Origin of the sequence: Burkholderia sp. 28_3 (genome assembly GCF_003253915.1) — a bacterium.
Lineage (GTDB): Bacteria > Pseudomonadota > Gammaproteobacteria > Burkholderiales > Burkholderiaceae > Burkholderia > Burkholderia cenocepacia.
In genome coordinates this window covers 136,034-154,793 of record NZ_QKZF01000013.1, presented here as the reverse complement: position 1 = coordinate 154,793, position 18,760 = coordinate 136,034, and the positions used below count along the sequence as shown (strand labels likewise).

Below are 18,760 nucleotides of genomic sequence, written 5' to 3'. Positions count from 1 at the left end.
CTATGCGGAATACGCAAAACAATCATCCGCCTTTGCACGTTTCCGCGTCAAACCGGGCCCACTAGACTGCATTCACCGGTTTCATCCGCCGCACGCGCCGGCCCGCCGGGCCGGGCAGCCGCCATCGTTCACGGAGATCATCATGCGCAGCATCCGCTTCGACAGCCCCGCCGCCGACATCGAGTCGCTCGACGCGCGGGTCCGGGACATCGCCCCGCCCGTACCGGCCGACGGCCAGATGCTGATCGAGGTGCGCGCGGCCGGCGTGAACCCGAGCGACGTGAAGGCCGCGCTCGGCCGCATGCCGCATGCGGTGTGGCCGCGCACGCCGGGGCGCGACTGGGCCGGCATCGTGCGCAGCGGCCCCGACAACTGGATCGGCGCGCCGGTGTGGGGCTCGGGTGGCGATCTCGGCGTCGGGCGCGACGGTTCGCATGCGGAATGGCTCGTACTGGACGCCGCGCACGTGCGCCGCAAGCCGGGCGTGCTGACGCTCGACGAGGCGGCCGGCGTGGGCGTGCCGTTCGTCACCGCGTACGAAGGCCTGCGCCGAGCCGGCATGCCGACGGCCGACGACGTCGTGCTCGTGTTCGGCGCGAACGGCAAGGTCGGTCAGGCCGCGATCCAGCTCGCCACCGCACGCGGCGCGACCGTGATCGGCGTCGAGCGCGGGCCCGGCGCCTATCGCGGCCATGCGTCGGGCGACGTCCCCATGATCGACGCATCGAGCCGGACGGTGGCCGACGCGGTACGCGAGTTGACCGGCGGCCACGGCGCGGACATCGTCTACAACACGGTCGGCAGCCCGTATTTCGAAGCGGCGAACGCGTCGATGGCGATCGGCGCGCGACAGATCTTCATCTCGACGATCGAGCGCAGCGTGCCGTTCGACATCTTCGCGTTCTATCGCGGCCAGCACACGTTCGTGGGCATCGATTCGCTGCAGCTCGGCGCGGCCGCGGTCGCGCAGATCCTCGATACGCTCGCGCCCGGCTTCGGCAACGGCACGCTGCGCCCGTTCCCGATCGGCGACGACTACGTGTACCCGCTCGAGCGTGCGCACGACGCGTATCGCGCGGTGCTGGCCGGCGCGCGCGAGCGCGTCATCCTCAAGCCCTGACACCGGCCCCAACGGGAGACCGCCATGATGGATTACGTGACCTCGCTCGTGGTGGGCGTCGGTGTCGGCGTGTTGTACGCGCTGCTGCACGTGCGCTCGCCGGCCCCGCCGCTCGTTGCGCTCGTCGGCCTGCTCGGGATGGTGATCGGCGAACGCGCGATCGCGCTGCTGCGTTGATGCGTCGATGCAACGCCCGATGCCGCGCTAACGATCGTCGCGGCGCCGGAACGCCCACCACGCGGCCAGCGCGGTGAAGCCGGCAACGAGCAGCACCATCAGCCAGAAGCCGTGCTTGTTCTCCGAGAACGGCACGCCGCCGACGTTCATCCCGAAGAAGCCGGCGACGATGTTGATCGGCAGCGCGATCACGGTGACGAGCGTCAGCGTGAACAGCGTCCGGTTGTTCTGCTCGTCGAGGCGCGAACCGATCTCTTCCTGCAGCAGCTTGATCCGCTCGTTGAGCCCCGCCAGATCGGCGAGCACCAGCGAGAACTCTTCGGTCGACTCGCGCAGCTCCTGAACGTCTTCCGTGTGCAGCCACGCGGGCGGCTTCGCGAGCAGCCGGAAGATCGACCCGGGCTCCGGCGCGAGCATGCGCTGCAGGCGCGTCAGCGTGCGGCGCATCGCACCGAGTTCGATGCGGCTCGACGTGAGCCGCTGCGACAGGAAGCGATCCTCGATGCGGTCGACGTCGATGCTCGTGCGCCGCATGATCTGGATCAGCAGGTCGGCCTGGTCGCGCAGCAGGTGCACGAGCAGCTCCGCGGGCGAGCGGAACTGCTCGCCGTCGCGCACGCACGCGCGCAGCGTGTCGACCGAGCGCAGCGGCTTGAGCCGCGCGGTCACCATGATGCGCCGCTCGACGTGGACGAACAGCGTCGCGATCTCCGACGGCGTCAGTTCGAGGTTGAACATCACGTCGTTGACGATCGCGCGCAACGCGCCGTCTTCCTGCTCGATGCGCGTCGAGCGCGAGCCTTCGTGCAGGAATTCGAAGAAGCTGTCGGGCAACCCGAGATGCGTGCGCATCCAGCGCTCGCTCGCGCCGTGCGCGAGATTGAAATGCAGCCAGACGAAATCGCCCGATGCGGCCGCGCCGTGCTCGCGGCACGTGCGCAGCCATGCGGCGGCCGCGTCGGCATCGAGCAGCGCGCCGGCGCCGCCCGGATCGAAGCGGAATCCGCACACCATGCCGGAGGTATCGGCGCCGTAAGTCTGTACGATCAGGTCCATCGTGTCGAAGGAGGTGCGGCACGCGGCGCGCCGCACATCGCGGGTCGCGGGCCCGCGCCGGGTAAGGAAAGGAGACGTATGCCCGACGGGCGTGACGCGCGCGTGACAGTGTCACGCGACATCATACCGGCAGCTTCTCCTGCCCCAAAAACAACGCGCCGCCCAATGGGCGGCGCTGACCGGAAAGACCTCGTGACGGGCGCGGCACGCGTTACTGCCGCGTCTCCGACTGCGCGGCGCTCGGGCACGCGGGGTCCTTGCCCCAGTGGCCGTCGCACACGCGCCAGCGGCACAGCTGATCCTCGAAGAAACCGCGCTCCGAACACTCCTTCACGCGCGACGCCAGCGAGCCGCCGGTGGTTGCCGCCGTCTTGGTCGGCACGGCCTGCCCCTTCTGCGCGGCGAGTTTCTTGTCGGCCGGCTTCGTGCGCGCGACGAGCGCCGCGAGCAGATCGGCATCCGGATCGTCCTTCCCCGCCGCCTTCGCGGTTCGGGTGGGCGTCGCCTCGCGGCGCTTCTTCGCCTGCGCGAGCTCGGCCTGCTGTTCCTTGCGATGCTTGCGGGCTTCGGCCTTCGTGTCGGCCTTCGCCTCGGTTTTCGTGTCGGTCTTGCCGTGCGCGGCGACCTTCGTGCTCTTCGACACGTCGGCCTTCGCGGTCTTGGACGTCGCCGCTGCGGCGGCCGCAGTGGCGGCGACGCCGGCCGCGGCCGCCCCGCCCGAGCCCTCTTCGGCGCCGTTGGCGAGCGCGCGCGACAGCCGGCTGTTGTCCGCCGCGGAGGCGGCGGAAGCCGATGCGGATGCAACGGCCTGGGACGCCGAATCGTCGTTGACGATCGTGGCCGGTTGCACGGCCGGCGCAGCGGACGCCCCGTTCTGCGCGACCTGCGCGGCGGCGCCGCTGGCCGGCGCGGCCTTGTCCGGCGCAGCCGCCGCGGGTGCCGTCGCGGCCGCGACGACCGCGGGTTGCTCGCCCGACGACTGCTGCATGCGCCACGCGCCCCAGCCGCCGACGGCCACGACCAACGCCACGACCGCGGCGATCGGCGCCTTCAGCGAACGGCGCGGCGGCTCGGCGGGCGGCGTGACACGCCCTTCCAGATCCGCGAGAATGCGCGACTGCCGTGGCCCTCCCTCGCCCGCCGGTTTAGTATCGGACAGCAGGCTGGGCGGAGTTTTCGAATTTGAATTTTCCGGCGCACTCATTCAGCGTCTCATTGAATCCTGGTTTAATTCACCGCGATAATATAGCCCGGCCTCTCGAAGCAGCCTGATTCTAAGAGCAAGCATTGCAAAACACAATCAATTCCAATTTCCGGGGATATCGTTGATTGCCGTCGCACTCGTCGCCTATTTCGCCCTTGCCGTCGCCGTTGCGGCACTGTTGCTTTTACCGGGTATCCGCGCGACCGTTTTCGAATCCGTTGCCCAGTTTCACGGCCGTCTTACCCGCCGTGCGAACGATCGCGCCGCGCGCACGCGGAGTCAGATTGTTAAATCGGCAAGCGTTACGCGCGGCGCATTAAACGATGTGCAAAATTTACTGGTTCGGCGGCGCTTGATGATTATGGTATCGGCAGGTATTCTTGCGACGCCGCCATTGGTCGCCATTGCGTTACGCGGCCGGCAATTGTTCCAGTACGACGACACGGCGCGCGTGCCCGACGAGAAGATCGCCGCGCTGCTGCAGGGCGAGCAACTCGTGCCGCCCCCGCCGCTGCCGCCGGAAGTCTTCGCCACCAAGGAAGTCGAACAGGTCCGCCCGGCGCTGAAGGATGCGAGCCGCGACTGGAACCTGCTGGATCCGGATTTCCGTACGCGTTTGCTGCTGGTCTACAAGATCATGCACGAACAGCACGGTTATGAAATGGCGTTGCTGGAAGGTTACCGGAGCCCGGAACGGCAGAACCGGCTGGCGCAGATGGGCAGCAACGTGACCAACGCGGCAGCCTTCCAGAGTTATCACCAATTCGGGCTGGCGGCCGATAACGCATTCCTGCGCGACGGCAAGCTGGTCATTTCCGAGAAAGATCCGTGGGCGATGCGCGGCTACCAGTTGTACGGCCAGGTCGCCGAACAAGTCGGCCTGACCTGGGGCGGCCGATGGAAAATGATGGATCTCGGGCACGTGGAATACCATAAACCCGGTTTTAAACTGGGACGCGGCAGCTAGCCAGGGCTGCCGGACAGGAAATAATGAGGGCGGCATGGGGCTTTTTAATATCCCGGCAGGAAACGATATGGGCGACGCAGAAAATCGGGCATTCCGGTGCGCGATTTTTTCCGGCCGCCGCTTCCGTTTTAAATCTCACAGCGTCCTTTCGTTAATGCGCGCGCCTTCTCCGATGCCGCGGGCGCATTGATGCCAGCCCCCTTCATCCCGTTTGACAGCATGGCGACACATCGCGGCGCCACCCTTGCCGCTCGACGCGCCTGCGTCGCCTCACCGAATCGCACCGGAACCTGAACGTCCTATGCAACGCATCCTCAACGTGCTGACTCATCCGCGTACGCTCTCGATCGTCGGGATCGTCGCGCTAGCGGCCATTCTGTTCATCGTCGCCGACATGTTGCAGCTGCCGCTCCTGTGGGCGGCGACCGCGTTCGCGGCGATCCTCGCGCTGTGGCTCGTGGTCGCGCTGTGGCGCCGCTGGCGCGTGAAGCGTGCGAACCAGCAGCTCGGCCAGGTGCTGGAAGAGCAGGCGGAAACCGGCAAGATCGCCGCGCCGGCCGCTGCCGCGCTCGCACCGGACGCGAAGACGGCCGACCTCGACGTGCTGCGCACGCGCCTGTCGGATGCGGTGAAGACGATCAAGACGTCGAAGATCGGCCAGGTGTCGGGCGGCTCCGCGCTGTACGAACTGCCGTGGTACATCGTGATTGGCAACCCGGCCGCGGGCAAGAGCAGCGCCGTGCTCAATTCCGGCCTGCAGTTCCCGTTCGCGGACAAGAACAGCGCCGTGATCCACGGCATCGGCGGCACGCGCAACTGCGACTGGTTCTTCACGACCGAAGGGATCCTGCTCGACACGGCCGGCCGCTATTCGGTGCACGAGGAAGACCGCAGCGAATGGCTCGGCTTCCTCGGGCTGCTCAAGCGCTACCGTCCGAAAGCGCCGATCAACGGCATCATCGTCACGGCCAGCATCGCCGAACTCACCGGCAATCGCCCCGAATTCGCGATCAACCTCGCGAAGAACCTCCGTCAGCGCGTTCAGGAGCTGACGGAAAAGCTGGAAGTGTTCGCGCCGGTCTACGTGATGTTCACGAAGGCCGACCTGATCACCGGCTTCACCGAATTCTTCAGCAGCAGCGACAAGCACGAGTACGACCGCGTGTGGGGCGCCACCCTGCCCTACGAGCCCGACGACAAGCGCGACGTCGTCGCGCAGTTCGACACGCACTTCGAGGAACTCTACGAAGGGCTGAAGGAAATCAGCGTCGCGCAGCTGTCGCTGTCGCGCGGCAACCAGCTGTCGCCGGGCCAGTTGAGCTTCCCGCTCGAATTCTCGACGATCAAGCCGTCGCTGCGCGCGTTCCTCGCGACGCTGTTCGAGAACAACCCGTTCCAGTACAAGCCGATCTTCCGCGGCTTCTACTTCACCAGCGCGCTGCAGGAAGGCGAAACCAACAGCGCGGCCGCGCAGCGCATCGCGCACCGCTTCGGCCTCGACGGGAATGCGCTGCCGAAACCGCACAGTGCGTTCTCGAAGAACGGCTTCTTCCTGCGTGACCTGTTCTCGAAGGTGATCTTCGCGGACCGCCAGACGGTGCGCCAGTTCGCGAGCCCGACCAAGACGCGGCTGCGCTACGCGACCTTCTTCGGCTTCGTCGCGGCGCTCGCGCTCGCGCTGGGCGGCTGGACCTGGTCGACGATCGGCAACCAGCAGCTGGTCGCGAACGTGCAGGCCGACCTCGACAACGTCACGCGCCTGCAGCAGGGCCGCAACGACCTGCAGTCGCGCCTGCAGGCGATGGACATCCTCGAGGACCGGATCGAGCAGCTCGAACAGTTCCGCCGCGACAAGCCGATGTCGGTGTCGCTCGGCCTGTACCAGGGCGACCGGCTCGAGCAGCATCTGCTGACCGAGTACTACAACGGCGTGCGCCAGATCCTGCTCGCGCCGGTCTCGCAAAACCTCGCGTCGTTCATGAAGGACGTGAACGCGCACCCCGAGCAGCTCGTGCCGATGACGCGCCCGCCCGAATCGGGCGCCGTGCAGGGCGGCACGATACCGGTCTCGACGAACGCGGCAGGCGCCGCCCCGCAGGCGGGCGCCGCGCCGGCCGCGTCCGGCACCGCGCCGGCCACCGCACCGCAACAGGCGGCGGCCCCGCAAGGCGGCCTCTACAGCGACGCGTCGCCAACCAACGTGCAGGATGCGTACAACGCGCTCAAGACGTACCTGATGCTGTCCGACAAGCGTCACGTCGAACAGGCGCACCTGACCGACCAGCTCGCCCGCTTCTGGCGCGGCTGGCTCGAGACGAATCGCGGCAACATGCCGCGCGACGAGATGATCCGGAGCGCCGAGCGGATGATCTCGTTCTACCTGTCCCGCGTGAACGACAACGACTGGCCGATGATCGACGCGAACCTCGCGCTCGTCGACCAGACGCGCGAGAACCTGCGCCGCGTGGTGCGCGGCATGCCGGCCCGCCAGCGCGTCTACGAGGAAATCAAGGCCCGCGCGTCGACCCGCTTCGCGCCGATGACCATCGCGCGCATCGTCGGCGACGGCAACCAGGGGCTCGTGGCAGGCAGCTACGCGATTCCGGGCACGTTCACGCGTGAAGCGTGGTTCGACTACGTGCAGCCGGCGATCCGCGATGCGGCGACCAAGGAGCTGCAGGCGAAGGACTGGGTGCTCAACACGTCGACGCAGGACGACCTGACGCTCGAGGGCAGCCCCGAGCAAATCCAGAAGACGCTCGTCGGCATGTACAAGACCGAGTACGCGCAGCACTGGCAGAAGTTCATGCAGGGCATCGCGGTACAGGGCTTCACCAGCTTCGGCCAGGCCGTCGACGGGATGAACCGCCTCGGCGACCCGCAGGATTCGCCGATCCGCAAGATCCTCGAGACCGCGTACGACCAGACGTCGTGGGACAACCCGTCGCTCGCGAACGTGACGATCAAGAAGGCGCAGACGGGCGTCGTGAACTGGGTCAAGCAGCTGTTCTCGCGCTCGCAGGCCGGCCAGGTGGCGGCAGCCAACATCGACATCAACGGCAATCCGGCCGAGGTGCCGATGGGTCCGATCGGCCAGGAGTTCGTCGGGCTCGCGCGGATCGTCGCGACGCACGACGGCACGTCGATGCTGAAGGGCTACATGGAGTCGCTGTCGAAGGTCCGCACGCGCTTCAACGTGATCAAGAACCAGGGCGACCCGGGGCCGGGCGCGCGCCAGCTGATGCAGCAGACGCTCGACGGCAGCGGTTCGGAACTCGCCGATTCGCTGAAGCTCGTCGACGAGCAGATGCTGACGGGCCTGACCGATTCGCAACGCAAGTCGCTGCGTCCGCTGCTGGTGCGGCCGCTGATGCAGGCGTTCGCGGTCGTGATCCAGCCGGCCAGCGCCGAAGTCAACAAGGTGTGGAACGCGCAGGTCTACCAGCCGTTCCAGAGCTCGCTCGCGACGAAGTACCCGTTCGCCGCGAACGCGAAGGTCGAGGCCGGCGCCGGCGAGATCGCGCAGGTGTTCGGTCCGGACGGCTCGATCGCGAAGTTCGTCGGGACGACGCTCGGGCCGCTCGCGGTGCGCCGCGGCGACACGCTCGCCGCCCGCACGTGGGGCGACATGGGCATCGGACTCACGCCGGACTTCACCAACGGCTTCGCCCGCTGGGTCGCGCCGCTCGCGGGCGGCGCGGCCGGCAGCGCAGCCGCGTCGGCCGAGCCGCAGACCGTGTTCCAGATCCTGCCGCAACCGAGCACGGGCACGACGGAATACACGATCGCGATCGACGGCCAGCAGCTGCGCTACCGCAACACGCCGCCGCAGTGGACCAACTTCGTGTGGCCGAACCCGCAGGGTTCGCCGGGCGCGACGCTGTCCGCGACGACCTTCGACGGCCGCACGGTGCAGCTCGTCAACGAGCCGGGCCGCTACGGTCTCGAGAAGCTGATCAACTCGGCGCAGCGCAAGCGCCGTCCGGACGGCACCTTCGACCTGACGTGGGCACAGGGCAGCGTGAACGTGTCGGTGACGATGCGCATCATCAGCACGTCGCAACCGTCGGCCGGTGGCGGCGACCAGCCGCAGCAGCAAAGCCTGCGCGGCCTGCAGCTGCCGTCGTCGGTCGCCGACGCGAGCGCGGGCGCCGCGCAGAACGCGACGCAAGCCGGCACCGGCACGCCGGGCGCCGCGCCGGCGGTCGCGGCCGCCAACGCAACGAATGCACAGAGGGCGCAATGACGCAAACCGTACAGGCGCAAATCGCCTACTTCGGCAAGATTCCGTCGCGCGGCGACTTCGTGAAGAGCGCGCACAATCCGCAACTGCTGCAGACGCTCGATCGCTGGATCGCGCAGGCGCTGGAGCTGCTCGCGGAAGATCCGCGCTGGAAGATCGTCTACGAGGATGCGAAGCCGATGCATTTCGCGTTTCTCGGCTCGCGCAGCAAGCTCGCGATCGCGGGCCACATGGTCGCGAGTCACGACGTGTCGATGCGCCGCTTCCCGTTCCTCGGCGCCACCGCGCTGGAGGTCGACCGGCCGGTCGCGTTCCTCGCGCGCAGCCCGCTCGCGTTCGCGCGGCTGTGGTCGCGCGTCGCCGCGCAGATCCCGCCGCTGCTCGGCAAGGACGAGCCGCCCGGCGCGCTGCAGGCGCTCGGCGACACGCAGGTGCCGATCGACATCGGCGGCCCCGGCACGTCACATGACGGCACCTTCAACGATTTCGTCGAACACCAGACGCTGCACGGCCTGCAGGAGATGCTGCTCGAAAGCGGTCATCCGGTGCGGCTGCGCGGCGCGATGCTCGCGCTCGGCTCGCTGCTGCGGCCGGTGATGCAGAGCGGTTCGTCGCACATCGAACGCGGCCTCACGCTGCCGCTGCCGGTCGATCCGTTCTACCGCAGCCTCGTCGCCGCGTTCTGGCTCGAGCTGATCGCGCCGTTCGTCGCGCAGGCCGACTTCGAGCTCGCGATCTTCATCGGCACGATCGCCGAACGCGAACGGCTCGTCATCGGCTTCAACGGCGCGTCGGCGAAGACGCTGCTGAGCGTCGTCGACCCGCAGACCTACGCCGCCCACAACATCGACATCGACGATCCCGAGTGGATCGACGCCCATGCGCAAAACGATCACCAGATCAGCAAGCTCGTCAGCTACCTCGACCAACCGCAACTCTCGCTGCGCGTCGCCATCGACGCGTTCCGCGAAGCGTTCATCGGAGGCTGACCGCATGCATCGCACGATTCAGGTCCGGCGCGCGCGCTTGTCGGCCGCCGTCTCGCCCGCCCTCGCCGCGCTGTTCGCGGCCGGCCTCGTCGCGAGCGGCGCGGCCTTCGCGCAGAACACCGGCGCGACCGTCACGCCGGTCGGCAACGGCACGGTCGCGACGACCGCGCTGCCGCAGGCCAACCCCAACGCCGGCGGCGCGTCCGGCACGGTGGTGCACGGCACCGCCGGCACGCTCACGCCGCCGCCCGCGAACGCGGCGCCCGGCCAGGTGGTGGTCGGCGGCAAGGTGCCCGACGAGGCGACCAAGGCCGCCGTGCTGCAGAAGCTGCGCGATACCTACGGCGCGACGAACGTCGTCGACCAGATCGAGGTGGGCGACGTCGCGACGCCGCCGAACTGGAGCGCGAACGTGCAGAAACTGCTCGGCGCGCAGCTCAAGCAGATCAGCAAGGGCCAGTTGAAGATCAACGGCACGCAGATCGAGATGAAGGGCGAGGTGCACAACGAGGCGCAGCGCCAGCAGCTCGCGAGCGACATGGCGAACACGCTGAACCCGACGTACACGATCAAGAACGGGCTGCGCGTGTCGGCGTCCGAGCAGGGCGTGCTCGACCAGACGCTCGCGAACCGGACGATCGAGTTCGAGACCGGCAGCGCGACGCTGACGCCGCAGGGCAAGTTGATCCTCGACCAGATGGCGGCCGCGCTCGCGAAGATGCAGAACCGCACGGTCGACATCATCGGCCACACCGACAACTCGGGGAACCGGACGTCGAACATCGCGCTGAGCCAGGCGCGCGCGGATGCGGTGAAGGGCTACCTGATCACGAAGAGCATTCCGCCGCAGCAGATGACGACGACGGGCGTCGGGCCGGATCAGCCGATCGCGCCGAACGATACGGCCGACGGGCGGGCGCGGAACCGGCGGATCGAATTCCGCGTCGGGCAGTAACGGGACCTCGACCGGCCGCCGTCTCCATGACGGAGCGCGGCGGCGGCACGGCATACGACGGGCGGCGGCAGCGATGCACCGCCCGTCTTGCGTTTACGACTGCTCGTCGGGCCGCACGCCCAGCAGTTCGCGAATATGCGACAGCGAGCCGTCGTCCTTCACGACGCTCTCGAGCCACTTGTGCAGCGGCATGTCGGCCCATTCGGCCGCTTTGTCGGCGAGATACGCGACCGGGCTGTGCGGCTCGGTCTGACGGAAATAGCGCGCCACCGCACGCAACTGGTCGACGGCCTGCGCACGGTTCTGGATGCCGGCGATCGTCTGCGTCACCGGAGGACGCGAAGCGGTCTGCTGCTGCACGTGAGTCTCCTCGGTCTGGATCGGTTGGCCGAACACCGGCTCGATGCGCTCGGGCTGGGCCTGCTGCGCCGCCTGCGTGTGCGGCGCGCTGCCGGTATAGCCCTGTTCGCGCGCGAAGCGCTCGGCGAGCCGGTACACGGTCTCGAACGCGTCGCGCGCCTGCCGGAAGCTCGGCGCCGAATCGCCCGCGCGCTCGACGAGCCGCTCCTCGAACGCATCGAGCGCGAATTCGAACGCCTTCAGGTTCGCCAGCAGCGCCGTGTAGAACGCGATCGACGTCACGCGCCGCGACGCGTCGATCTGCTCGATCGACGGCTTGCCGCGCGCGATGTCGTCCGCATGCTCGGGGTCGCGCTTGATCGACTGCGCGACGTGCTGCGCGACTTCCCAGTCGAGCGTGCTGAACGCATTCGATGCACCGTCGGTCAGCGGCACCGCGCGCAGCAGCTCGGCCGTGCGACCGGACAGCCATGCGACGTTGCCGAGCCGGTGCTCGATGTCGTCGTCCTCGGGCAGCGGGTGGAAGGTGTCCCAGAACTCGCGGCACAGACCCTCGAGCAGCGCATAGCCTTCGGTGAGGCCGGTGATGCCGTCCTCGAGCGCGAGCGCCTCGGTCAGCCACACGGCGAGCCGCAGGTCCTTCGTGCGCGTGCGCAGCAGCTCGCCCGCATGGTCGACGACGAAGCCCCAGTCGGCCTCCTTGATCTCGGTCACCCATTCGCCCTGGTCGAGCGTCGGGTCGTCGTAGCGCCGCGCGTCCTGGATCGCGTCGAATTCGTTCGAGAACAGCAGGTCGTCGCCGCTGGGCGACGCCTCGCTGATCGGCGTCAGCAGCTCGGGGAGATTGATCGGCATGGTTCAGTGAATCCGTTGATGCATGAGATGTCGCGTGCGGGGACTCATTCGACGGTGTACGCGAATTCGCCGGCCTCGTCCGCGCGCACCGCGATGCGCGCGATGGCCGCGCCGTCGGCGATCCGGCCCAGCACGTGGCCCGCGATCTCCGGCAGCAGCGTGCCGTTCAGGATGTGGTCGACGTTGCGGGCGCCCGAGTCGACCTCGGTGCAGCGCGCGAGCACCGCGTCGACGAGCGACTCGTCCCACTCGAACGCGGCCTTGTGGTTCGCTTCGATCCGGCGGCGGATGCGTTCGAGCTTCAGCTCGATGATCTCGGCCAGCACGTCGTCGGAAATCGGGTAGTACGGCACGACCTTCATCCGGCCGAGGAACGCCGGCTTGAAGGTCTTGTACAACTGCGGACGCAGCGTCTCGGCGAGCGTGTCCGGGTCGGGCAGTTCCTCGGCCGGCTTGTTCAGGCACGCCTGCATCACCGCGGCCGAGCCGACGTTCGAGGTCAGGATGATCAGCGTGTTGCGAAAGTCGATCTCGCGCCCTTCCGCATCGTCCATCGTGCCCTTGTCGAACACCTGGAAGAACATTTCGAGCACGTCGGGGTGCGCCTTCTCGACTTCGTCGAGCAGCACGACGGAATACGGGTTGCGGCGCACGGCCTCGGTCAGCACGCCGCCTTCGCCGTACCCGACGTAGCCCGGCGGCGAGCCCTTCAGGCCCGACACGCTGTGCGCTTCCTGGTACTCGCTCATGTTGATCGTGACCATCTTGCGCTCGCCGCCGTACAGGATGTCGGCCAGCGCCAGCGCCGTCTCGGTCTTGCCGACGCCCGACGGCCCGACGAACATGAACACGCCGCGCGGCTTGTTCGGATCCTCGAGGTTCGCGGTCGCGGTGCGCACGCGCTGCGCGATCGCCTCCAGCGCATGGTCCTGGCCGATCACGCGCGCGGTCAGCAGCGGCTGCAGGTTCAGCACGGTGTCGATCTCGTCCTTCACCATCCGGCCGAGCGGAATGCCGGTCCACGCGGCGACGATCTCGGCGACCACGTGGCCGTCGACCTGCAGCGGCACCATCGGCTCGCCCCCTTGCAGCGCGTGCAGCGCCGCGACGCGCTCCGCGAGCTTGTCGCGGGTGGCCTGCACGTCGACCGGCTGGCCGTCTTCCGACGGGCCGCGTGCGCGGTCGAGCGCATCGCGCAGCTCGGTGATCTCGGCGACGATCACGCGCTCGGCTTCGTAGCGTTCCTCGTCCTTTGCCAGTTGTTCGAGCGCCGTGTCACGCGCGCCGCGCAGCTCGCCGAGCCGCTCGTCATGCGCCGCGCCGCCCGCCACCTCGCGCTCCAGCGACGCGATTTCCGCATCGATCCGCTCGATGCGCTTCTTGGTGTCGTCGATCGCCGCCGGTGTCGCGCTGTGCGCGAGCGCGACCTTCGCGCACGCGGTGTCGAGCACGCTGATCGCCTTGTCCGGCAGCTGACGGCCGCTGATGTAGCGATGCGACAGGCGCACGGCCTCGGTGATCGCGTCGTCGAGAATCCGCACGTTGAAGTGCTTCTCCATCAGGCCCGACATCCCGCGCAGCATCGCGGCCGCGAGCGGCTCGCTCGGCTCCTCGACCTTCACGACCTGGAAGCGCCGCGCGAGCGCCGCATCCTTCTCGAAATACTTCTTGTATTCGCTCCACGTCGTCGCGGCGATCGTGCGCAGCTCGCCGCGCGCGAGCGCCGGCTTCAGCAGGTTCGCCGCGTCGTTCTGGCCGGCCTGGCCGCCCGCGCCGATGATCGTGTGCGCCTCGTCGATGAACAGGATGATCGGATGCGCGCTCTTCTTCACCTCGTCGATCACGCTCTTCAGCCGGTTCTCGAACTCGCCCTTCACGCTCGCGCCGGCCTGCAGCAGCCCCATGTCGAGCACGTGCAGCGCGACGCCACGCAACGGCGGCGGCACGTCGTCGGCCGCGATCCGCAGCGCGAGCCCTTCGACGACCGCCGTTTTGCCGACGCCGGCCTCGCCGGTCATGATCGGGTTGTTCTGGCGACGGCGCATCAGGATGTCGATCGCCTGGCGGATCTCCGCTTCGCGGCCGATCACCGGATCGATCTTGCCGTCGCGGGCGCGCTGCGTGAGGTTGGTCGTGTACGTGTCGAGCGCGGGCGTCTTCGACGGGCCGGCCGCGGGTGCCATGCCGTCGGCGGCGGGCGCGACGCCGCTGCCCTCGTCGTCCGTCTGGCGCGGCTCGGCTTCGCTCGAACCGGCCATGATTTCGTCGAACTTGTGCTTCAGGTCCGTCACGTTCATTTCCGCGAAGCGCGACGACATCCGTTGCGCGAACTGCGCGAGATCCGGCGCGGTCAGCAGCGCGAGCAGCAGGTGACCCGACCGGATGCGGCCGAGCTGCGAATCGAGCGACGCGATCAGCCACGCCTGCTCGAACAGCGCGATCAGATGGACGGAGAACACCGGCGTGCGCGTGTTGCCGGTCTTCAGGCGCGTGAGCTCGCGTTCGAGATCGGCGTGCAGCGCATGCGGATCGACGCGGCTCGCGCGCAACGCGAGCGGCAGGTCGCCCGTCGCCTCGTCGAGCAACGCAAGGAACAGGTGTTCCAGATCGACCTCGTAGTGGCCGCGCGCCAGGCACGCGCTCGCCGCCCGCTCGGTCGCGTGGCGGCACAGCGGGTTCAGTTTCGTGATCAGGGTCTTCAGAGGCGTGCTCATGGCGTCGATCTCAGGTTCGATTGCGTGTTGTTGTTAGGGTCTCAGTGAATCACGTGCAGTTCGTAGCGGGCGTCCGAACGGTCCTCGGCCGCGTCGCGCGTGCACAGGAACGCATCCCAGCCGAGCCGCGAGCCCGCGCCGAGCACGCTCGCGCCGACCTCGGTGCGCTTCAGCACGAGCTTCACCTCGTATTCGAGCGTGACGCCGGCGAGCAGCGTCAGCATCCGCTCGAGCGCAACGGCCTGCGCGCCGCCGGGCAGGAACGCCTCGTAGTCGCGCTTGGACAGCGGGCCGACGACGATTCGCGCGCGCATGTCGCGCTGCCACACGCGCTCGCCGACGAGCGCCGTCGCGCCGAGCACCGCGTTGACTTCGCCGAGCACGCTCAGCTGATCGGGCGGCACGTCGTACCACTTGCCGACGAACTGGTCGATCTTCACCGGCACGCGGAAGTAATCGGACAGCGTGCGCTGCAGGTAGGCGGCCGACATCGGCCGGTGCCGCGCGGCGAGCGCGTAGCCGGCCACGGCCTCGTCGAGCACGCCGCCCGCGCCGGCCGCGAGGCTGTCGCGCACCTCGTCGCTCGGCACGCCCGCGATCGCGAGCAACAGCGGCAGGTAGCGCTCGTCGCGGTCGAGCTCGTAGTGGAACGGCAGCCGGTATTTCTTCCACGCCGCGTAGAACAGCGCGGTCGCGCGGTTCGAGAACACGTCGAAGAACGCGCGCGCCGCATGGTCGCGCCGCAGATGCTCGCGCGCGACGATCTGCTCGGTGTAGTGCAGCGGCAGCGCGCCCTGCCCGCCGAGCAGCCCGAAGAACGCGGGCGTCAGTTCGACGCGGCCGAGCTCGCCGGCGGCCAGCGCGGCGCCGCGCTGCTCGCCCGAACTCAGCGACGCGCCGTCGTCGTCGAACGAGCGCGCGCCTTCGATCTCGCTCGGCGGAAAGCCGAGCGACAGCGTGTTGCGGAATGCGATGCGCTGCGCGACCACGTCGCCCTGCCGCCACGCGCCGGGCGCATCCGACGCCTGCCGCGCAAACAGCCCTTCGAGCACGCGCACCGCCTGGAAGAACTCGAAGCGGTGCGGCTCGTCGAGCAGCGCGTCGACTACGCCAGGATCGATTCGCCGGTTCGGGGCTTGCATCGAATGATCTCCTCGCCGGTGCGCTTCGACACGACGACCAATTGAACGAAACTGTTGAGGTGGACGTACAGCCCGAAGAAGCTGTCGAGCACGCGCACGAAGGACGCGAGGCTCGCGCCGACGAAGTGTTCCTCGTCGATCGTCAGCCGGATCTCGATGCCGCGCACGAAGGTCGCGAACGGCTTGCCGGGCAGCCACTGCACGGCGCCGCGCTGCTCGACGCCGACCAGGCCGTCGATCTGGCGCATCGACACCGCCGTGCGTCGCAGGTCGTACAGCGTCAGCATTTCCTTCAGCGGTGCGAGGCCGTGCGCGACGAGCGATACGTGGTTGAGCGCGAGGTGCGACACGAGCCGCCAGTGCGCGGCGCGGCCGCGCTCGAAGCGCACGCTCTGCGTCGGGCGACGCAGCAGCGAAATGCCGCTCGTCTGCGCGCCGCCTTCCTGGAACAGGTCGCCGCCTTCGAGGCCGAACGCCAGCATGGCAGGCAGGTCGCGGTTCGTGCAGGTGAGATCGAGGCTCAGCGTGTCGGTCTGCGGCGACGTCGGCTCGAAGTCGATGTCGACGATCGAGATCTCGGTTTCGTAGCCGGGGCTCTTCTGTGCGACCCAGTCGTTGCGCCGCGCGAACCAGTAGTGGCCGATCCGCGCCGCTTCGCCGTGATGCAGCGAATAGAACGGCCGGAACTCGATCACCGATTCCTCGTGCGCCTGCTGCCGGACGAGCTTCACCGAGTCGATCGAGTACACCTCGTACGCGAACGCGCGCCGCGCCTCGGCGATCACCGGATACGACACCGCGCGGTGCGTGATGCGGATCGGCTCGCCGTGCTGGCGGAACAGGTTCACGATCGGCGTGCAGAACAGCCGGAAATGGCTCGCCGTCAGCAATTCGAGCAGGCGCGCGACGTGCGAATCGCTGCGCACGTCCTGCAGCACCAGATGCAGCGTCGCGCGCTGGCAGCGGCCCGACGCGCGCGCGATCGCCGCGAGGTCGAAGTCGACGAAATCGAACTTGTCGGGGAACGCGAAGTATTCGGTGAGCAGCCGGTATGCGGGATGCGATTTCGCCGGATAGTCGATCAGCGCGTCGTCCTCGGCGAAGCCGGCCTGCGCGATCGGCAGCTTGCGCAGCGCGGTCCAGCGGCCGTTGCGTTCGGGCTCGACGTACGCGCCGAGCACGTTGACGAACAGGCAGTCGGTGAGCGCGGCGACGAACGACTGCTCGCCGTGCAGGTGCGCGCGCAGCGTCGACAGCTTCAGCGCGCCGAGATCGAGCTGCGCGGCGAGCGATTCGAACGTGATCGAGATCACGCCCGTCGCGTTCGACGGCAGCACCGTCGCGCTCGGCGCGAGCGCGACCGGCGTATAGCGTGCTTCCGAGATGCGGATCGGCGCGAGCGTCACGTCGTAGGCGGTACGGAACCGGCATTGCACGCCGCGGATCGGACGGCTCTTCAGCTCGGTGCCGCGCTCGATCACGACCGGTTCGGTCTGCTGGCCGGGCGAAGCCGGCGTGAACTGCGCGATCGAACACGACGGGAACGGCCGCAGATAGTGCGGATACAGCACTTCCAGCAGCGCTTCGGTGAATTCGGGGTAGTCGTCGTCGAGCTTCTTGTTGATGCGCGCGCCGAGCAGCGCGAACGACTCGATCATCCGCTCGACGTGCGGATCCTCGCAATGCTCGCCGGACAGCGCGAGGCGCGCGGCGATCTTCGGATAGCGTTCGGCGAAATCTCGCGAATAGCGCCGCAAAAACGATAATTCGCGTTCGTAATACGGCAGCAATTCTTCCATCGACGACCCCGAACCTCAATATTTCCTGCCGGACCTGATTCACCACCGGGCGGTCCGGCCCGCTCGGCGGCTTGATTTACTGCATGCGTGCCGCGCGTGCGCGCGTGACCGAATACTGCAGCGTCGACGGTTGCAGCATCGCGTCGAAACTCACCGGCTCCTCGGCCGGGTGCACGACGAGCAGCGCCTGGATCGCGAAGTACAGCGCGTTGGTGGCCTGCTCGTTCAGCTCGAACGTCACCTGCACCTGCTGCAGGCGCGGCTCGTGGCGCGCGATGGCCTGCTGGATCGACTTGCAGATGAATGCGCGGTCGTAGTGGCTCGCGAGGCTCAGCCCCGCGAAATCGTTCAGCCCGTAGGTCAGCACCGATTTCTGGCATTCCGGCAGCGCGGCCAGCTCGTTCTCGGTATGCGCGATACGGGTGTTGAGGATCGCCTCGACGTCGCGGGCGACCGTGTTCTTGAGCTCGTCCAGCGACAATTGCCGCATCGCGGCCGAGGCCGGCAGATGCGGTTCGTCGTCGAACAGCTTGTCGAGAAAACTGGGTTCGAATCGTTTCATCGGCCGGTGTTGACAGCGAAAACGGCAACGGGACGCCGAGCGCCCCGTTGCCGCAACCGACCTTAGACCGCGTAGGTCTTGTCGTTCTTCGTCAGGCTCCAGGCGCCTTGCGTGTTGCCGCCCTGGTTGCCGCCGATCTTCTGCTGGGTTTGCTTCCACTGCACGGCTGCGTACTTCAGCGAGAACGTCTCGAGGGGCAGACCTTCCTCGCGGACGCTCGGGGCGATGCTCGAGATGATCACGTATTTGAGCTTGACTTCCAGATACTGCACGCGCTTGCCTTCACCGTCCGCGCGCGAGAAATGGACCGTCACTTCGTCGAACGTGGTACCGCCCGAAGCGTGCTGGTACAGCAGCGGGCTCGACGAATCGATTTCCTTCGTGAAGATCATGTCGCCGTGCTCGCAACGCGTCATCGTGTGACCGCCAGCGGTCGATGCGGTTGCCGAACGCGGCTGAACGATCGAGTGATCCCACGATTTCAGTTCGATCCAGCCCTGATGGTCCTTGTCCGCGGATTCGCCCTTCACCGCGGGACTACCAAACTGCAAGTGCATATGTAACATGGCCCTTCGACTCCCCAAAGAGGTGGTTTTAACGTCCTACCCAGGCGGCCC

General features: G+C 67.9%; 13 protein-coding genes and 1 pseudogene. 6 read left to right on the top strand and 8 right to left on the bottom strand.

Annotation, left to right across the window (positions count from 1 at the left end):
• Nucleotides 1-142 precede the first annotated feature (142 nt).
• Entirely contained in the window at nucleotides 143-1,120 is a 978-nt protein-coding gene (locus DFS13_RS25070; RefSeq protein ID WP_034201070.1) for a zinc-binding alcohol dehydrogenase family protein, read from the top strand.
• A 27-nt stretch (nucleotides 1,121-1,147) separates the two neighbouring features.
• Nucleotides 1,148-1,294 (top strand): annotated as a pseudogene (locus tag DFS13_RS25065) (DUF1427 family protein); the annotation flags it as partial.
• A gap of 30 nt (nucleotides 1,295-1,324) precedes the next feature.
• Here the strand turns inward: DFS13_RS25065 and DFS13_RS25060 are convergent.
• Nucleotides 1,325-2,353, bottom strand: a complete 1,029-nt coding sequence (locus DFS13_RS25060) for a transporter (RefSeq protein ID WP_006481924.1) — start codon at nucleotides 2,351-2,353, stop codon at nucleotides 1,325-1,327.
• A gap of 211 nt (nucleotides 2,354-2,564) precedes the next feature.
• On the bottom strand, nucleotides 2,565-3,557 hold the full coding sequence (locus DFS13_RS25055; RefSeq protein WP_111442238.1) for a phage tail protein: 993 nt from the start codon (nucleotides 3,555-3,557) through the stop codon (nucleotides 2,565-2,567).
• A gap of 121 nt (nucleotides 3,558-3,678) precedes the next feature.
• On the opposite strand from DFS13_RS25055, the gene DFS13_RS25050 reads away from it, so the two are divergent.
• The 4 genes from DFS13_RS25050 to DFS13_RS25035 all read left to right on the top strand — a co-directional run bounded on the left by DFS13_RS25050 (nucleotide 3,679) and on the right by DFS13_RS25035 (nucleotide 10,711).
• Entirely contained in the window at nucleotides 3,679-4,524 is an 846-nt protein-coding gene (locus DFS13_RS25050; RefSeq protein ID WP_006488977.1) for a M15 family metallopeptidase, read from the top strand.
• A 301-nt stretch (nucleotides 4,525-4,825) separates the two neighbouring features.
• Entirely contained in the window at nucleotides 4,826-8,770 is a 3,945-nt protein-coding gene (tssM, locus tag DFS13_RS25045; protein ID WP_034201072.1) for a type VI secretion system membrane subunit TssM, read from the top strand.
• Complete coding sequence (gene tagF / locus DFS13_RS25040) at nucleotides 8,767-9,756, top strand: type VI secretion system-associated protein TagF (RefSeq protein ID WP_006483243.1); 990 nt, start codon at nucleotides 8,767-8,769, stop codon at nucleotides 9,754-9,756. Before tssM ends, tagF begins: the two co-directional genes overlap by 4 nt.
• A 4-nt stretch (nucleotides 9,757-9,760) precedes the next feature.
• Nucleotides 9,761-10,711, top strand: coding sequence for an OmpA family protein (locus DFS13_RS25035; RefSeq protein ID WP_006494417.1), 951 nt, complete (start codon nucleotides 9,761-9,763; stop codon nucleotides 10,709-10,711).
• Between the two features lie 93 nt (nucleotides 10,712-10,804).
• On the opposite strand, the gene tssA is transcribed toward DFS13_RS25035, so the two are convergent.
• The 6 genes from tssA to DFS13_RS25005 all read right to left on the bottom strand — a co-directional run bounded on the left by tssA (nucleotide 10,805) and on the right by DFS13_RS25005 (nucleotide 18,709).
• On the bottom strand, nucleotides 10,805-11,926 hold the full coding sequence (tssA, locus tag DFS13_RS25030) for a type VI secretion system protein TssA (RefSeq protein ID WP_006494418.1): 1,122 nt from the start codon (nucleotides 11,924-11,926) through the stop codon (nucleotides 10,805-10,807).
• A gap of 44 nt (nucleotides 11,927-11,970) precedes the next feature.
• Nucleotides 11,971-14,640 carry a type VI secretion system ATPase TssH gene (gene tssH / locus DFS13_RS25025; protein ID WP_111442237.1) on the bottom strand — a complete coding sequence of 890 codons (2,670 nt, stop codon included), beginning with the start codon at nucleotides 14,638-14,640 and terminating at the stop codon, nucleotides 11,971-11,973.
• A 41-nt stretch (nucleotides 14,641-14,681) separates the two neighbouring features.
• A complete protein-coding gene (gene tssG, locus DFS13_RS25020) occupies nucleotides 14,682-15,782 on the bottom strand; it encodes a type VI secretion system baseplate subunit TssG (protein ID WP_058901209.1) in 1,101 nt (366 codons plus the stop codon).
• A complete protein-coding gene (gene tssF / locus DFS13_RS25015) occupies nucleotides 15,746-17,581 on the bottom strand; it encodes a type VI secretion system baseplate subunit TssF (protein ID WP_006494422.1) in 1,836 nt (611 codons plus the stop codon). Before tssF ends, tssG begins: the two co-directional genes overlap by 37 nt.
• 76 nt (nucleotides 17,582-17,657) lie before the next feature.
• Nucleotides 17,658-18,143 carry a type VI secretion system baseplate subunit TssE gene (gene tssE, locus DFS13_RS25010; RefSeq protein ID WP_006477092.1) on the bottom strand — a complete coding sequence of 162 codons (486 nt, stop codon included), beginning with the start codon at nucleotides 18,141-18,143 and terminating at the stop codon, nucleotides 17,658-17,660.
• Nucleotides 18,144-18,205: 62 nt separating this feature from the next.
• Nucleotides 18,206-18,709 carry a type VI secretion system tube protein Hcp gene (locus DFS13_RS25005; protein WP_006477093.1) on the bottom strand — a complete coding sequence of 168 codons (504 nt, stop codon included), beginning with the start codon at nucleotides 18,707-18,709 and terminating at the stop codon, nucleotides 18,206-18,208.
• Nucleotides 18,710-18,760: the final 51 nt, after the last annotated feature.

Bases quoted from the DNA above. Each gene is read 5' to 3' on its own strand.
- DFS13_RS25070 (WP_034201070.1), top strand. From the start codon at position 143: ATGCGCAGCATCCGCTTCGACAGCCCCGCCGCCGACATCGAGTCGCTC.
- DFS13_RS25060 (WP_006481924.1), bottom strand. From the start codon at position 2,353: ATGGACCTGATCGTACAGACTTACGGCGCCGATACCTCCGGCATGGTG.
- DFS13_RS25055 (WP_111442238.1), bottom strand. From the start codon at position 3,557: ATGAGTGCGCCGGAAAATTCAAATTCGAAAACTCCGCCCAGCCTGCTG.
- tssM (WP_034201072.1), top strand. From the start codon at position 4,826: ATGCAACGCATCCTCAACGTGCTGACTCATCCGCGTACGCTCTCGATC.
- tagF (WP_006483243.1), top strand. From the start codon at position 8,767: ATGACGCAAACCGTACAGGCGCAAATCGCCTACTTCGGCAAGATTCCG.
- DFS13_RS25035 (WP_006494417.1), top strand. From the start codon at position 9,761: ATGCATCGCACGATTCAGGTCCGGCGCGCGCGCTTGTCGGCCGCCGTC.
- tssA (WP_006494418.1), bottom strand. From the start codon at position 11,926: ATGCCGATCAATCTCCCCGAGCTGCTGACGCCGATCAGCGAGGCGTCG.
- tssH (WP_111442237.1), bottom strand. From the start codon at position 14,640: ATGAGCACGCCTCTGAAGACCCTGATCACGAAACTGAACCCGCTGTGC.
- tssG (WP_058901209.1), bottom strand. From the start codon at position 15,782: ATGCAAGCCCCGAACCGGCGAATCGATCCTGGCGTAGTCGACGCGCTG.
- tssF (WP_006494422.1), bottom strand. From the start codon at position 17,581: ATGGAAGAATTGCTGCCGTATTACGAACGCGAATTATCGTTTTTGCGG.
- tssE (WP_006477092.1), bottom strand. From the start codon at position 18,143: ATGAAACGATTCGAACCCAGTTTTCTCGACAAGCTGTTCGACGACGAA.
- DFS13_RS25005 (WP_006477093.1), bottom strand. From the start codon at position 18,709: ATGTTACATATGCACTTGCAGTTTGGTAGTCCCGCGGTGAAGGGCGAA.